Below are 16,030 nucleotides of genomic sequence, written 5' to 3'. Positions count from 1 at the left end.
GTGAAAATTTTACTTATTCACCAATACTTCCTGGAAAAAAGTGATGGAGGTGGGAGTCGATTTAACGAAATATCCAGGATATGGTCTAAATCCGTACAAAAGATTACGGTGATTGCAGGAATGGTTCATTATGGAACTGGGAAAAAAAAGAAAAAATACCAGGGACAATATTTTTATAAAGACAAAAATTTTTATCCCAATGTTGATATTCTGAGATGTCATGTATCAGAACAATACAATACCAATTTTTTAGGTCGGATGTGGGCTTATTTTTCATTCGTTTTTTCAGGTATTTGGGGAGGGTTATTTAAGGTCAAAGACAAATTCGACATTATTGTAGTTTCTTCACCACCGTTATTTGTAGGAATTATTGCAATAGCTTTATCCAAAGTAAAGAGAATACCCTATGTATTTGAGGTACGGGACTTATGGCCCGAATCGGCAATAGATACTGGGGTTTTAAGAAACAAATGGCTTATACGCTTTGCATTTTGGTTTGAAAAAGTAGTATATAATAATGCGAAAAGAATAAATGTACTCACACCTGCATTCCGTGACAAATTAATCGAAAAGGGAGTGCCCGAGAATAAAATAATATTTATTCCCAATGCTGCGGATTTTTCGATGGCTGAAAAGGCGGAAAAAGATTTTGAAGTAAAAAACTTTAAGAAAAAACTGGGATTGGAGGATAAATTTGTTATCACCTATGTAGGAGCCCATGGCATTGCAAATCACCTTATCCAATTAATAGATACCGCCGAATTATTAACAGATACAAACGTAGTCTTTCAATTGATAGGGTCAGGCATGGAAAAGGAAAATTTAGTAGCAACTTCTAAAAATCGGAAAATAAAGAATATAATATTTCGAGATTCGGTACCCAAAATAGAAGTTTTTAAATACATCATGGCATCAGATATGGGAGCATCTGTATTAAAAAAAGTAGATACCTTCAAAACGATTTACTCTAATAAAACCTTCGATTATATGTCTTGTAAAAAACCCATATTACTTGCTATAGATGGTGTTTCAAGGGATCTTATCGAAGATGCTTCCTGCGGGATATATGTAGAACCAGAAAATGCAAATGCCATGCAAAAAGAAATTCGAAAGTTATTAGAAAACCCCGAGGATTTAAAAGCAATGGGAATCAATGGATACAATTATGCGAAACAGTACTTTGATCGAGAAAAATTGGCTCATCGATATTTAGAAGAATTGGAAACTTCAATAAGAAATTAACATTAAAAATATTTAAAACTACTTTAGAAAGTAAATTAAAAAATTGAACATAATAAATATATATAATATTTAAATAAACTAATGTATAAGACTTGCATTAAACATCTTATAGATTTAATACTTGCATTTTCAGTTTTGATTATTATAAGTCCGGTTTTTGTCCTTATATTGTTTTTATTGTTCGTTAAGAATCGAGGAAAGCCCTTTTTCTTACAACAACGCCCTGGTAAGAATGAAAAAATATTCAGGATTATCAAGTTCAAAACAATGAATGATAAAAAGAATGTCAATGGTGTTTTGTTATCTGACGAGCAACGATTGACAACAATAGGTAGAATAATTCGCAAAACTTCCCTGGATGAATTGCCCCAATTAATTAATGTACTCAAAGGAGATATGAGTTTGGTGGGTCCGCGGCCGCTACTTCCCGAATATTTGGCTTTGTACGATGAGATACAGAAGAGAAGGCACGAAGTACGTCCCGGGATCACAGGGTGGGCCCAGGTCAACGGAAGAAACGCCATTTCGTGGAAACAAAAATTTGAATTCGACGTTTGGTATGTGGATCATATCACTTTTTTATTGGATATAAAAATTTTATTTTTAACCCTGAAAAAAGTTGTCGTCAGGGAAGGAATTTCAGCAGAAGGACAGGCAACAATGGAGTATTTTAATGGGAATTAAGTTGTCGTTATTTTTGTATCTTTAGAGTTTAAAATAATTAAAAATGGAAGAGCTAACTGCCAAAGTATTAAAAAAAGCACAGCGTAAAGCCGGCAAAGAATCCATAAAGATTACCAAAGCATTAGAACTGCCTTATTATGTAGTAAAAAAAGACTATTTATATCTTATACAGCCCGACGGGGTTGAAAAGCGCATAAAAAAGGCCGCCTTTGGAATTCGTAAAGTGGATGTAAAGAAGATTAAAATCAAAAATGACAGGCAAAAAGCTTAGGATGTTTGCCGGCCCAAACGGATCGGGCAAATCCACCCTGATAGCTCAAATTGGCAGCCAATACAATCTGGGCTATACGATTAATGCCGATTTAGTTAAGCAATTGTTGGATACACAAACGTTTTTTGATTGTCGTCAATTTTACCCTCACACGTTATCCCAAGCGGATTGGGATACGTTTTTACACAACCACAAAAGAGACGAACGAAATTTTGAATCCCTAAAAAATAAACTGACCATAAAAAACAATGTGTTTGTCTGTAAAAAAGAAATTAACAGCTATGAAGCCTCCTTTGTTGCCACTTTTTTCAGGACAAAACTACTTCGGACAAAACATACCTTTTCTTTTGAAACCGTTATGTCTCACGATTCTAAAGTTCAATTTTTAAAAGAAGCAAAATCAGCAGGATTTAAAACGTATTTATATTTTATTTGTACGCAAGATCCCGAAATCAACAAACAAAGAGTATTGAACCGTGTCCAAAAAGGCGGACATAATGTAGACCCAAAGAAAATAGAAAATAGGTATTTTCGCTCATTAGGGCTTTTGTTTGAAGCTTTTCAAGCGGTTGACAGAGCTTTTGTTTTGGATAGTACAAATCAAAATCGGACAGTTATTTTAGAGAAACAGAGCAACAACATCATTTTTCACGAACAAAAATATCCGGAATGGATAGCAATCTATTTGTTGGACAAACTTTAAATTTTTAACCATCAAAAATGTATTTGTCAAAGTAGGAATTTCAACAGAAAGACAGGCAACAATAGAGTACTTTAATGGGAATTGAAATGTACCTCTACGGAGCGAGCGGACACGGAAAAGTTGTTGCTGAAATTGCTGACGAAATCGGAATTACCCTCAAGGGTTTTATCGATAAAAATAAAGCTATTAAAGTATGTATGGGAGTTCCCGTATCAGATATCCTAACCCCGGAAAACGAAAAAATTTTCGTTTCAATTGGGAATAATAAGATTAGAAAGGAAATTTCTCAAACTTTTCCGAAAGATCGATTTGTAAAGCTGGTTCATCCGAATGCACTTATTTCCAAAAGTGTCAGGTTGAAACCGGGCACGGTAATAATGGGAGGAGCCACCGTCAATGCGGATACTCAAATCGGGGAACATTGTATTATTAACACAAACGCTTCCGTTGATCATGATTGTATCATTGAAGATTTTGTGCACATTGCCCCCAATGTTGCCTTGGCAGGAAATGTATCGGTAGGGGAAGGAACTCACATCGGAATTGGGGCATGCGTCATCCAGGGAATCAAAATAGGTAAATGGTGTACCATCGGTGCCGGGACCGTTATTATACGGGATGTTGAAGATGGTGCTACCGTAGTGGGCAATCCGGGAAGGGTGATTAAAATAAATCCGAAAAAATGAAATTAAAACCTTTCAGCCGATCAGGAAGCCGAAATAATGAAGTTGCCAAAAAGAGCATTGAATGAAATGTTGAAGAACAAAATTTCATTCCTTAGACCTGAAAGTAAGAAAAAAGCTCTACAATATCAGCTTTAATCTGCCATTTTCGAAGGAATTATCTGTGGAAACATGCTCTAATCGATTTTACACAATCTGTTGGAAATCAATCATAAAATCGAGAATTCATGGGTGCAGAAGATATCATCATACAGCAAGTCAAAGGAAATCAGCGATCGTCATAAAAATCTGCGTTGCCTGTACCCGCAAATCCAAAATCGTAAACCATAAATGAATAAAATCTGGCTCTCCTCCCCCCACATGGACGGAGAAGAACAAAAATATGTACAGGAAGCATTTGATAGCAATTGGATCGCTCCCTTGGGTCCCAATGTCACAGGTTTTGAAAAAGACCTCGAAAAATTCCTGGACCATCAACACCACGTAGCAGTATTGAATAGCGGTACTTCGGCATTGCATTTAGCCTTGATACTAGCTGGTGTAGAATCAGGCGATGAAGTGATTTGCCAAAGTATGACCTTTTCAGCTTCGGCCAATCCAATTTTGTACCAGGGAGCCACACCCGTATTCGTAGATAGTGAAAAGAATACATGGAACCTTTGCCCGGCACAATTAGAGAGAGCGATCAAAGACCGGATAGCCAATGGGAAAAAGCCCAAAGCCATTATCGCCGTCCATTTGTACGGGATGCCTTACGATGCGGAAACTGTAAATGACATCGCAGAACAATATGAAATTCCTGTAATTGAAGACGCTGCAGAAGCCCTGGGGAGCGTGTACAAAGGAAAAAAATGTGGGAGTCTGGGAACCATGGCCATTTACTCTTTCAACGGAAACAAAATCATTACTACATCCGGAGGTGGTGCAATAATCACAAAAGAGAAAAACCTGAAAGAAAAAGCCGTTTTTTACTCCACTCAATCCCGGGATCCGGCTCCCCATTACCAGCACTCGGAAATCGGATACAATTACCGAATGTCCAATGTAGTAGCCGGAATCGGGCGAGGACAAATGGAAGTACTGAAAGCCCGCGTTGCTGCCCGGAGAAGTAACTACAATATTTACAGGGAAATGCTGGACAGCAGGGAATACATAGAATTTACACCCGAACCCGATGGATATTTTTCCAACCGGTGGCTGACGACGATCCTCACACCGTCGTATGAAATAAGGGAATCGATCCGGCTTAGCCTGGCCGAACAAAATATCGAGTCCCGGCCTTTGTGGAAACCGATGCATATGCAACCCTTATTCTTAAAATATCCTAAATACCTCAATGGCGTATCAGAAGACCTGTTTGACAGGGGACTCTGTTTGCCCAGTGGCTCCAACCTGTCAGTACAGGATCTCAAACGCGTCATCGGGGGAATATGTCTTAAATAAATTAAGTATGGAACCGGAAATCAATGTAAAAAAATATCTCAAACAGGAAACGCCCCGCTGGATCATACTCACCATCGATTTGTATGTTACGCTTAATACTTTTGCGTTAGCGTATATAATCAGTAATAAGATGTCATTGGCGGGAATAGAAGATACCTTTCCCTTTTTCCCCCAGGTATTTCTTATCTCACTCACTATTTTCTTAATTACCGGATCCTATAAAGGAATTATCCGTCATACGGGGTTTAAGGACGCAATTAATGTACTGGTTTCCGGGGCATTGGTTGCTGTATTCCTTATTGCCTTATCGCTTATCTTCCGAAGCAATTCTGCTACACTAGTTCTCACCATTCCTATACACATCGTAATTACACATTTTTTGCTCAATACAATGGTTCTCGTATTTCTGCGTGTACTTTACAAAGTTGTGTACCATGGCTATGTAATAAGCAAAAAAGGAGCCAAAAGGACACTGATATACGGGGCGCATGAAACGGGATTGATTACACAACACGCACTGAATAATGACAGTACAAATAATGTAAGGATTGTGGGATATGTGGACCACGATCTAAAAAAAGTAGGTAGCCGGATCAATGGGTTACACGTTTTTAGCGCATTTGATATCGATGAAGGCTTCGTAACCAAGCATAAAATCGATGAAATCATTATTTCCTACCCGCGATTGTCTGCTAATACTTTACAAAAAATAGTTGATTCTTATTCCAAATTACAAGTCCAACTCAAAATTATACCCGCTGTACAGGACTGGTTAAACGGGAATTTTCAGGCGAAGCAAATAAAGGCTATAAAAATAGAGGACTTACTAGGAAGGCCACCAATACAATCAAACCATCCGGAAGTCTACCATCAATTGAAAGGCAAGGTTATCCTTGTTACCGGAGCTGCCGGCTCGATTGGAAGCGAAATATCCAGACAAGTTCACTCCTATCCGGCGAAAACCATAATATTTCTGGACCAGGCCGAATCTGCCTTGTATGAATTGCAACAAGAATGTAAAAGCCATGAAAAAAGCGGAACAGAATGCCTTTTTGTTATAGCCGATGTATGCAATAGCCATAGGCTAGACACTATCTTCCAAAAATATAAGCCGGATATTATCTACCATGCCGCCGCCTATAAGCACGTTCCCCTTATGGAAAACAATCCCTATGAGGCCATCCGTAATAATATAGAAGGAACAAAAATATTGGCGGATATGGCAGTTAAGCACCGGATCGAAAGATTTGTCATGGTATCGACGGACAAAGCTGTAAATCCAGCCAATGTAATGGGGGCAACAAAAAGGGTGGCAGAGTTGTATGTTACCTACCTCAATCGCATGTATACGGAAACTAATTTCATTGTCACCCGGTTTGGTAATGTGCTTGGGTCCAATGGATCGGTTATTCCGATATTCAAGAAACAAATCGAAAAAGGGGGGCCATTAACCGTGACCCACCGGGAAATCACCCGGTTTTTCATGACGATTCCCGAAGCCTGCCAATTGGTAATCCTGGCCAGTAGCATAGGACATGGCGGAGAAGTGTTTGTATTTGACATTGGGGAATCCATGAGAATATATGACCTGGCTAAAAGGATGATTAAGCTCAGCGGATTGCGGTATCCCGAAGATATCGACATTAAAATTACAGGTTTGCGTCCAGGAGAAAAGATTTATGAAGAACTATTTACCGTCGATGAAAATACCGAAAAAACTCAAAATGAAAAGATAATGATTGCCCGTGTATCCAACAACTATCCAATAGATTTCGAGGATAAGATCAACAATTTAGTGATCACAAATCACCATAATGTTTTCGGCCCCATTCATTATAAAGAAATTATTGGGATGATTCAGGATATTGTTCCCGAATATTCACCCAAGAATTCTATTTTTGAGAAATCTCCCACACAATAAATTATTCTGGTGCAGCTAAATGCCTAGGATATTTGTTTAGGTCTGGATTGCATTATTTGCATTCATGCCAGAGATTGAAAGATTCAAAAAAACAAAAGGGCTTTTCCCGAAGGGATGCCTTCGGCAAGCCCGATTTATTATCATCTATTAAATATAAAAATTGGATTTAGGTTAATGGCTTGGCATAGCCACCCCTCTCGGGGAAAGCCATTAAACCCCAAATTCACATTGATAGCCCCGGGCTATAAGCCTCGGGGCAAATAAAATTACAGATATGTTATGAGTAAGATGTCTCGGGGCAAATAATCATCCAGAGATCCCTAAGGAAAACGCACCTGGCAAATAATGATCCAGGAATCACCGAGACAATTTATCATCCATAGCATCCCTTAAAAAAGAAATCGAAAGGCAAAATCAAAATGACCAAACAAGCACTGGAATAAGAGATAAATAGAATATTACTTAGGCTTGTTAGAGAATATTTTTCACATTGCATTGGCATTCATAATCATTCCTAGAATTGTATGATGTGTAAGAATAGTTGACCTTCCGGAATGAATGATTTGCCCTGGCATTCCTGCCAGGGATTAAAGGATTCAAAAGGAATAAAGGGCTTCTAGCCCGAATTATTTACAACATGATCATTAAAAAAATTTAATTAATGGCTTGGCATAGCCACCCCTTTCGGGGAAAGCCATTAAACCTCACATTTACATCGATAGCCCCGGGCTAGAAGCACCGGGGCAAATAAAATTACAGATATGCAAAGGGGAAAAAGCTTCGGGGCAAATAATTACCCAGGCATCTCTTGCGGAAGATGCCTCGGGGCAAATAATTATCCAGAGATCCCTGAGGAAGAGACACCCGGCAAATAATGATCCAGGAATCACCGAAACAATTTATCATCCATAGCATCCCTTAAAAAAGAAATCGAAGGGCAAAATCAAAATGAGCAAACAAGCACTGGAATAAGAGATAAATAGAATATTACTTAGGCTTGTTAGAGAATATTTTTCTAATTGCATTAGTATTCATAATCATTCCTAGTAGTATGTAAATTGCAAAAATGAATGATCGTGAATGATCTTCCCTGGAATAAATGAATTGGCTAGGAATTCAATATTTGCGATGCTATAAATGACTTGCCCTGGCATTCATGCCAGGGATTAAAGGATTCAAAAGGAATAAAGGGCTTCTAGCCCGAATTATTTATAACATGATCATTAAAAAAATTTAATTAATGGCTTGGCATAGCCACCCCTTTCGGGGAAAGCCATTAAACCTCACATTTACATCGATAGCCCCGGGCTAGAAGCACCGGGGCAAATAAAATTACAGATATGCAAAGGGGAAAAAGCTTCGGGGCAAAAGAATCTTATAAGAATCCCCTGAGGAGAAGCACCGGGGCAAAAGAATGCCATACAGAATTTATTTTATGCTATTCTTTTCTGGGAACAAAGGATCTGATTGAATCGATGATTTGCCTTGCCCTGGCATTTATGCCAGGGATAAAAGAAATTCAAAAAAACAAAGGGCTTCTAGCCCGATAATTCGGGGGATTTCCTAAAAGATTATCTTTCGATTAACCCTATTTAAAAATTTTTATACCTTATTAGGATTAAAAATCAATATTATTACATTAAATGTCATACATACGGGTTTGGATTCATGCAGTTTGGGCTACAAAAAAGAGACAACCCCTCTTATTAGAAAACTTCAGGAAAGATATCTTTAACCATATTTATGAAAATTGTCAGGAAAAAGATATTCTCATAGATATAGTTAATGGACATATAGATCATGTTCATTGCTTACTAAGGCTCAAAAATGACCAAACAATTAAGAACACAATCCAATTGATGAAGGGCGAATCTTCCCATTGGATCAACAAACAAAATTTTTTTAATAAAAAATTTAAATGGCAAAGGGGATATTTTGCTGTTTCAGTAAGTGAATCAAATGTACAATCAGTTAGGAATTATATTCAAAACCAGGAGAGTCACCATAAGAAAATGTCTTTTCAAGAGGAATATTCTCAATTTATTAAGGAGGAAGAGTTTTAATTAATATTAATGGCTTGGCACAGCCACCCCTGCGGGGAAAGCCATTAATATTGATAATTTCTATTTATGGCCCCGGTCTGAAGCGCCGGGGCAAATAATCATACAAGAATCCACTGGGGAAAAGAAATAGAAGGGCAGTTAATCATCCAGGGCATCCCATGTGGAAAAGCCGCCGGGTCAAATAAAATAACAGATATGCAATGGGGAAGAAGCCTCGGGCAAATAATCATCCAGGGCATCTATTAGTGAGGAGACACTGGGCAAATAATTATCCAGAGCATCCCCGGGGGAAAAGCCTCGAGACAATTTATTATTCAAGCATCCACGGAGAAGAAATAGAAGGGCAAAATCAAATTAAGCAAACAAGTACTGGAGAAAGAGATAAATAGAACTTTACTTAACCTTTTTAGAAAATACATTTCACAATACATTGGCATTTAAAATCCCCCATTGAAGTATAAGATGTACAAGAATGGATGATCTTCTCTGGATGGATTAATTTGCCCTGGCATAAATGCCAGGGATAAAAGGATTCAAAGAAATAAAGGGCTTCTCCCGAAGGGATGCCTTCGGCAAGCCCGATATACTTAATAATTCCCAAGGGAAATATCCTTTGGAATACTTGAGTAAATTTTAAAATCAAATGTACAATTATCTTTAACTCCTTATTATTTTTTTAATCTTCGCAACGAAATTAGGACGCTATGTATCGTTCCTTTTTTCATCCTAGTTCCCTCCCAATTGAGACGTATAATTAAACCATTGAAGACCAAAAATTGAAAATGATTCAACATCTTTCATTACAACACCTATTTACCAAAACAATAGCAACAATTGGTATAATAGCCATCTTATCAAGTTGTGCCTCACGGGAAGAACTGGTGTACTTCCAGGGAGAACAATTCCGGGACTCTACCTTTTTGAAATATACCCCTACCCTACAGCCCGATGACTTACTTTCCATAACAGTTTCGGCTGCAGACCTCGAAGCTACATTACCCTTTAACCAGGTAAATCCCTATACGGTTCGAGCCGGTCAAAATACCAATAGAGAAATCACCTACCTCATCGATGAAAAAGGAGAAATCGACTACCCGGTATTGGGGAAAGTGCATTTGGCAGGATTAACGCGATCACAGGCCATGGATACGATGCGGAAACAACTCACAGAATATATCATTGACCCTGGTGTAAATATTCAAATCACCAATTTCAGAGTTACTGTAATCGGCGAAGTCCGTAATCCCGGGACATTCACCTTACCCAATGAACGGGTAACAATACTGGAAGCCCTGGGAATGGCAGGCGACCTGACCATTAACGGGGTACGGGACAATGTATTGGTGATACGGGAAGTGGATGGCAAAAAAACCTTTACCCGGGTGGACCTTACTTCACAGGATATTGTAAAATCCCCGGTATACTTTCTCAGTCAAAACGATGTAGTATATGTGGAACCCAACCAGGCACAAATCAATTCTTCCACTTATAGCCGGAACACCTCTATCGTCATTTCGGTAGCCGGATTAATTGTCTCTGTCATTGCCGTTTTAGCCCGGTAACAATATTGCTATTTAAAATCCAATAAGCCTTGCAGAATAATAATAATAATAATAATATATACCGAGACTTCGATTTTGAAGATGATATTAATGTACGAGAAGAAATTGAAAAATATCTCGTGCACTGGAAATGGTTTTTAGTATCGATAATTATAGCCGGTACATCCGCCTATATGTATTTGCGTTATGCAGATCGAGAATATAGCGTGGAGGCAAAAATCCTGCTTACGGACGAAGAATCCAACTCATTATCCAATGAACTGGAAGCCCTTAAAGACCTCTCCATCCTGGGAGAAGGTGGAAATGTCAACATTCATGACCAAATGGAGGTACTGAAATCCAGACGGTTGATGCAAAAAGTCGTAGATACCCTTCATTTAAACATAACCTATTTGAGGGAAGGAAGAATAAAAGAAACGGAAATCTATTCTGCGGAATCACCTTTTACTTTGTACCGGATTGAATCTATAAGCCGATTAACAGAAGCTTTAGATTTTAACGTTGAATTATATGCCTCCAATAAATATCGAATCATTCAGCAAGACAGCATTGTCTTGGATGAAATTCCCCTATACGACACAATTCAATGGCTCGATCAATCAATATCATTACACCCAAATCAAAATTTTTACGATAATCTCGGAGAAAGGGTTCGGGTTAATATATTTCCTATTCAAAAGGTAATAAGTGATTATCGAACTAATATTATCCTGGAACCTACCAGTAAAGATGCCAATGTAATTCGGCTGAGCCTCGTCGATAAAGTAAAAAAGAAAGCGGAGGATATCCTGGATGAGCTGATTCACCAATACAATCAGGACCTGATCACGGACAAAAAAGAAATCGGAGAAAATACGCTGGATTTCATCTCCAAAAGATTGGACATTATAGGAGGAGACTTGCAGTCGGTAGACGCGAATATGGAATCTTTCAAAAACAGGAATGATGTCACCGATGTACAATCAGAAGCCAGTATCAACCTGGAGCGATATGAAGAAAACGAAAAGAAATTACTTGAATTATCCACGCAACTGAGCCTGGTAGAATTTATGGATGAGTACCTGGTCAATAACGACAAAGACCTTATCCCCTCCAATATAGGACTTGATAATGCAGTCATTGGCCAGGCAACCCAAAAGTACAATGAATTGGTCCTTGAAAGGAATAAAATGTTGCAGAGTTCTACCGAAGCCAATCCCCGGGTTCGCAATATCAATCTGCAATTGGATGAACTCAAACAAAGCCTCAAAACCAGTCTCCGTAACTATCGTAAGACAACGGAAATTGCGCTTGAAAAAATAGAAGCACAACGGCGGGAAATAGATGATGAAATACAGGTATTCCCGGGACAGGAAAGGGACTACCGGAATATCTCACGCCAGCAACAAATCGTAGAATCCCTTTACCTTTTTCTTCTCCAAAAAAGGGAAGAAACGGAAATTTCCAACGCTGCTACCCCGGCCAGTATCAAGATTATAGACTCTGCTTACGGAAATAATATCCCCGTAAGTCCCAAGACCAAGATCATTTATCTCGCAGCCCTGATTATTGGATTATTGGTTCCTTTCGGTATTATATATCTGCGACAATTGCTCGACAATAAGGTCCATACGATCAAAGACATCGAGAGCGTTACCAATGCCCCGGTTATCGGCCAGGTACCAATTTCCGAAGAGGTATTGATCCAGGACCAGGACCGCAGCCCGATGGCGGAATCGTTCCGGATCCTGCGCACCAATATCAATTTCTTCCTGACCGGTCAAAAGTCCCTTACCAGCAAGATCTTTATCACTTCCACCATATCGGGAGAAGGAAAAACCTTCGTAAGTCTGAACCTGGCCAGGATCCTTTCCATGGCTTCTTCGGGTAAAAAAGTGTTGGTGATCGAGGCGGATATCCGGAACCCAAAGATATCCAGGTATCTAGATATTGAAAAGTTGACTGCCTCGGCTAAAGGACTTACTCATTTTCTGATGGACCGGGAGTTAACGGAAGAGGATGTAATTCTTCGAGATGCGGGATTTGAATTCGATATCGTTCCTTGTGGTATCATTGCACCCAACCCGTCTGAATTAATTATGAACGGGCGGTTCGCTGAATTAATGGAGTATGCCGAGGGAAAATACGATTATGTGATTGTAGATACCGTGCCGGTGAGCCTGGTAACGGATACGATGTTGATCGTCGACCATGCGGATATGTTTGTGTATGTGACCCGGGCCAATTATCTCGATAAGCGGCTCCTGGATATTCCCAGACGGTTGTACGAAGAAAAGAAACTACCCAACATGTCCATCCTGGTCAATGGTGTAGATGCCAAAAAAGGCTATGGATACGGATATGGATATGGGTACGGATATGGATATATCGATCACAAAAAACCATGGTGGAAAATCTTTTAAGTTTAGGGATATGTGTGTTGAAATGAAATATACGGGTCTCCCCCACCATCAAGGGATGGCTTTCCATTTTCCTCACCGGGAAAGTTCTGGTCGGAAGGATTCCCGATCATTTTCTCACCGCAATGGCGCAGGGAACGCAGAGACCTTCGGTTCTTCCTTTGCGAACTTCGGGGCTCCGCGGTAATTAATAAAATCCAGTTCATTTCCAATACTACAACTTAATTCTATCAAATTAATATCTCACGGAAACACAATATATAAAGTCAAAATAAAACATATATCCATAGATAAAGACAATATAATTTGGATGACGCAGTGCTGTATGGCAGGGATCTACCGGTTCTTATAAGAAATACATCAGTCCTTTTTCTCACCGCAATGGCGCAGAGGACGCAAAGTCTTTCGGTTATTTCTTTGCGCACTTCGGGGCTCCGCGGTAAATCATACAACACCCCTCATTTCCATTCTAATACTTAAAATTAATAGATCAATATCTCACGGAAGCACAAAATAAAAAGTCCAAATAACACATATATGATTAGATGAAGAATATATAATTTGGATGATGCAGTGCTGTATGGCAGGGATCTACCGTGTCTTATCAGAAATATATCAGATCTTTTTTTCACCGCTATGGCGCAGAGGACGCAAAGACCTTCGATTATTCCTTGGCACACTTCGCGACTCCGCGGTAAATAATAAAATACACCTCATTTCCAGTCCAATACTTAAAATTAATAGGTCAACATCTCACGGAATCACAAAATAAAAAGTCCAAATAAAACATATGTGATTAAAAAAGCATATTTAATTTGGCTGACGCAGTGCTGTATGGCAAGGATCTACCGGGTTTTATCAGAAATATATCAGATCTTTTTCTCACCGCAATGGCGCAGAGGACGCAGAGACCTTCGATTATTCCTTTGCGCACTTCGCGGTTAATAACAAAGTATATAACAATAGAACTAAGAGTGCACTAATCATCAATTCGAACTTTAATTCATAGGGTTATTTATATTAAAGTTATGGATCAGGGGGACCTCCGCTGATCCATTTTTTTTATTCCCCAATATGCCTGGGCTTTGAACCATAATAAATAAGTAGCATATTCTACAGAGCTTCACTATGTAAAAACTCCTACTCCGTGATATACTGTGCAATTCGCCACGAAACCCTGTAAATTAATTTTCCCACCGCAATGGCGCAAGGAACGCATAGACCTTCGGTTCTTCCTTTGCGAACTTCACGACTCTGCGGTAAATCATATCACTCTCCTCATTTCCATTCAAATACTACAACATTAAAACATTACCTCACGGAACCACAAAATAAAAAGTTCATATAAAACATATATAATTAGACAAAGACAATATAATTTGGATGATGCAGTGCTGTATGGCAAGGATCTACCGGGTCTTATCAGAAATTCATCAGTCCTTTTTCTCACCGCAATGGCGCAGAGGACGCAGAGACCTTCGGTTCTTCCTTTGCGCACTTAGCGGCTCCGCGGTAAATAATACCACACTCCTCATTTACATTCCAATACTACAACATTAAAACATTACCTCACGGAATCACAAAATAAAAAGTTCAGATAAAACATATGTGATTAGAAAAAGCATATTTAATTTGGATGATGCAGTGCTGTATGGCAAGGATGTACCAGGTTTTATAAGAAATACATCAGTCCTTTTTCTCACCGCAATGGCGCAGAGGACGCAAAGACCTTCGATTATTCCTTTGCGCACTTCGCGACTCTGCGGTAAATAATATAATACACTTCATTTCCAGACTAATACTTAAAATAGTAGGTCAATATCTCACGGAATCACAAAATATAAAGTCCAAATAAAACATATATGATTAGATAAAGAATATATAATTTGGATTATGCAGTGCTGTATAGCAATAATCTACCGGGATTTATCAGAAATATATCAGATTTTTTTTCACCGCAATGGCGCAGAGGACGCAGAAAACGTCAGTTCTTCCTTTGCACACTTCGCGACTTTTCGGTAAATCAAACCTCACTCCTCATTTACATTCCAATACTACAACATTAAAATATTACCTCACGGAAACACAAAATATAAAGTTCAGATAAAACATATACGATTAGAAAAAGCATATTTAATTTGGATCATTGGGTAAAACTCTCAACTACCCCGTACTATCAACCAACTAAAAACTTATCGAACTAACTGACTATTATTCTCCATCAAAGGTTCTACCTTTCTCCAAAATTCCTTCCTCTCCGCTAATTTTTGTATTTGATGTAAATGCCGCTCATGATGTAAATCCGAACCGATGTAATGGTAATACCCCTTTTTCAATAGTTGTAATGCAGTGTTCCTAACTTCTTTCCCGTAGTAATGGCTCATAGACAACATATTTAATTGAAACAGACATCCGGCAGATCGCAATTTCTTGTATTCCTCCCAATCCTGGTGCAAAAAAAAATACCGTTCGGGATGCGCAAGTAAAGGCCGGTATCCAGCCACCTGTATATCTGCAATGGTCTTATATAAATGCATCGGAGGGGATACGAAAGACATTTCTACCAAAAGGATATTTCCAGAGATGGGTAAAAGATCCCTTCTTTCCAGCCTTGCCAAAAATCCCTCATCCATCATATATTCCGCAGCTGCATGCAGAGAAAATCCATCCCTGTTCCGGGTATCCCACTCAGCTTCCAGTATCTCCAGTGTAGCTGCAATATCTGTTGTTGAATTCTCCCAAACCCCTTCCATGACATGCGGGGTAAATACTAATTTACGGATACCCAATTCCCTCAGTTCCTCTAATAAATATATAGAAGTTTCCACGTCCGGTGAACCATCATCTATTCCAGGTAATATATGGTTGTGAATATCGATATATCCCGATGGAAATAATCTCCCCTTCTTCTTTCTAAATATGTTAAGCATTTAACGTATCTCAATTTTTCCTTTTCAAAAGAGTACCCCTGGGGTCAACCTCATACAACTCTTTGTAAACCAATAAACAATTTCAGTTGGGAAGATATTTTTTATTTCCAGCGTTATTCTGCCTATAAA

General features: G+C 38.8%; 14 protein-coding genes. 12 read left to right on the top strand and 2 right to left on the bottom strand.

Features of this window, described 5'->3' with window-relative positions; translation table 11 throughout:
- The 12 genes from LVD47_RS12920 to LVD47_RS12865 all read left to right on the top strand — a co-directional run bounded on the left by LVD47_RS12920 (position 1) and on the right by LVD47_RS12865 (position 12,974).
- Positions 1–1,242, top strand: coding sequence for a glycosyltransferase family 4 protein (locus LVD47_RS12920; protein ID WP_236976857.1), 1,242 nt, complete (start codon positions 1–3; stop codon positions 1,240–1,242).
- A gap of 81 nt (positions 1,243–1,323) precedes the next feature.
- A complete protein-coding gene (locus LVD47_RS12915; protein WP_236976855.1) occupies positions 1,324–1,926 on the top strand; it encodes a sugar transferase in 603 nt (200 codons plus the stop codon).
- Positions 1,927–1,969: 43 nt separating this feature from the next.
- Positions 1,970–2,197, top strand: coding sequence for a hypothetical protein (locus LVD47_RS12910; protein WP_236976846.1), 228 nt, complete (start codon positions 1,970–1,972; stop codon positions 2,195–2,197).
- Positions 2,178–2,900 carry an ATPase gene (locus LVD47_RS12905; protein ID WP_236976837.1) on the top strand — a complete coding sequence of 241 codons (723 nt, stop codon included), beginning with the start codon at positions 2,178–2,180 and terminating at the stop codon, positions 2,898–2,900. Before LVD47_RS12910 ends, LVD47_RS12905 begins: the two co-directional genes overlap by 20 nt.
- A gap of 74 nt (positions 2,901–2,974) precedes the next feature.
- Positions 2,975–3,586 (top strand): acetyltransferase, encoded by a 612-nt coding sequence (locus tag LVD47_RS12900; protein ID WP_236976835.1) that lies wholly within the window; start codon positions 2,975–2,977, stop codon positions 3,584–3,586.
- 327 nt (positions 3,587–3,913) lie between these two features.
- Positions 3,914–5,026 carry a DegT/DnrJ/EryC1/StrS family aminotransferase gene (locus LVD47_RS12895; RefSeq protein WP_236976820.1) on the top strand — a complete coding sequence of 371 codons (1,113 nt, stop codon included), beginning with the start codon at positions 3,914–3,916 and terminating at the stop codon, positions 5,024–5,026.
- Between the two features lie 7 nt (positions 5,027–5,033).
- A complete protein-coding gene (locus tag LVD47_RS12890; protein ID WP_236976813.1) occupies positions 5,034–6,947 on the top strand; it encodes a polysaccharide biosynthesis protein in 1,914 nt (637 codons plus the stop codon).
- A 1,340-nt stretch (positions 6,948–8,287) separates the two neighbouring features.
- Positions 8,288–8,497, top strand: coding sequence for a hypothetical protein (locus tag LVD47_RS12885; protein ID WP_236976811.1), 210 nt, complete (start codon positions 8,288–8,290; stop codon positions 8,495–8,497).
- 93 nt (positions 8,498–8,590) lie between these two features.
- Positions 8,591–9,010 carry an IS200/IS605 family transposase gene (gene tnpA, locus LVD47_RS12880; RefSeq protein ID WP_236976809.1) on the top strand — a complete coding sequence of 140 codons (420 nt, stop codon included), beginning with the start codon at positions 8,591–8,593 and terminating at the stop codon, positions 9,008–9,010.
- Positions 9,011–9,210: 200 nt separating this feature from the next.
- Positions 9,211–9,399, top strand: a complete 189-nt coding sequence (locus tag LVD47_RS12875) for a hypothetical protein (RefSeq protein WP_236976807.1) — start codon at positions 9,211–9,213, stop codon at positions 9,397–9,399.
- Between the two features lie 393 nt (positions 9,400–9,792).
- Complete coding sequence (locus LVD47_RS12870) at positions 9,793–10,572, top strand: polysaccharide biosynthesis/export family protein (RefSeq protein WP_236976805.1); 780 nt, start codon at positions 9,793–9,795, stop codon at positions 10,570–10,572.
- Positions 10,573–10,601: 29 nt separating this feature from the next.
- Complete coding sequence (locus tag LVD47_RS12865) at positions 10,602–12,974, top strand: GumC family protein (RefSeq protein ID WP_236976803.1); 2,373 nt, start codon at positions 10,602–10,604, stop codon at positions 12,972–12,974.
- 2 nt (positions 12,975–12,976) lie between these two features.
- On the opposite strand, the gene LVD47_RS12860 is transcribed toward LVD47_RS12865, so the two are convergent.
- Together LVD47_RS12860 and LVD47_RS12855 are read right to left on the bottom strand one after the other, a co-directional pair.
- Positions 12,977–13,177 carry a hypothetical protein gene (locus tag LVD47_RS12860; RefSeq protein ID WP_236976794.1) on the bottom strand — a complete coding sequence of 67 codons (201 nt, stop codon included), beginning with the start codon at positions 13,175–13,177 and terminating at the stop codon, positions 12,977–12,979.
- 1,986 nt (positions 13,178–15,163) lie between these two features.
- Positions 15,164–15,901 (bottom strand): tyrosine-protein phosphatase, encoded by a 738-nt coding sequence (locus LVD47_RS12855; RefSeq protein WP_236976792.1) that lies wholly within the window; start codon positions 15,899–15,901, stop codon positions 15,164–15,166.
- Positions 15,902–16,030: the final 129 nt, after the last annotated feature.

Source organism: Membranihabitans maritimus, from assembly GCF_021729145.1.
In the GTDB taxonomy this organism is placed as follows: Bacteria; Bacteroidota; Bacteroidia; order Chitinophagales; family Saprospiraceae; genus Membranihabitans; species Membranihabitans maritimus.
This window is presented reverse-complemented; position numbering and strand designations above follow the sequence as displayed.

Bases quoted from the DNA above. Each gene is read 5' to 3' on its own strand.
- LVD47_RS12915 (WP_236976855.1), top strand. From the start codon at position 1,324: ATGTATAAGACTTGCATTAAACATCTTATAGATTTAATACTTGCATTT.
- LVD47_RS12910 (WP_236976846.1), top strand. From the start codon at position 1,970: ATGGAAGAGCTAACTGCCAAAGTATTAAAAAAAGCACAGCGTAAAGCC.
- LVD47_RS12905 (WP_236976837.1), top strand. From the start codon at position 2,178: ATGACAGGCAAAAAGCTTAGGATGTTTGCCGGCCCAAACGGATCGGGC.
- LVD47_RS12900 (WP_236976835.1), top strand. From the start codon at position 2,975: ATGGGAATTGAAATGTACCTCTACGGAGCGAGCGGACACGGAAAAGTT.
- LVD47_RS12895 (WP_236976820.1), top strand. From the start codon at position 3,914: ATGAATAAAATCTGGCTCTCCTCCCCCCACATGGACGGAGAAGAACAA.
- LVD47_RS12890 (WP_236976813.1), top strand. From the start codon at position 5,034: ATGGAACCGGAAATCAATGTAAAAAAATATCTCAAACAGGAAACGCCC.
- LVD47_RS12885 (WP_236976811.1), top strand. From the start codon at position 8,288: ATGCAAAGGGGAAAAAGCTTCGGGGCAAAAGAATCTTATAAGAATCCC.
- tnpA (WP_236976809.1), top strand. From the start codon at position 8,591: ATGTCATACATACGGGTTTGGATTCATGCAGTTTGGGCTACAAAAAAG.
- LVD47_RS12875 (WP_236976807.1), top strand. From the start codon at position 9,211: ATGGGGAAGAAGCCTCGGGCAAATAATCATCCAGGGCATCTATTAGTG.
- LVD47_RS12870 (WP_236976805.1), top strand. From the start codon at position 9,793: ATGATTCAACATCTTTCATTACAACACCTATTTACCAAAACAATAGCA.
- LVD47_RS12860 (WP_236976794.1), bottom strand. From the start codon at position 13,177: ATGAACTGGATTTTATTAATTACCGCGGAGCCCCGAAGTTCGCAAAGG.
- LVD47_RS12855 (WP_236976792.1), bottom strand. From the start codon at position 15,901: ATGCTTAACATATTTAGAAAGAAGAAGGGGAGATTATTTCCATCGGGA.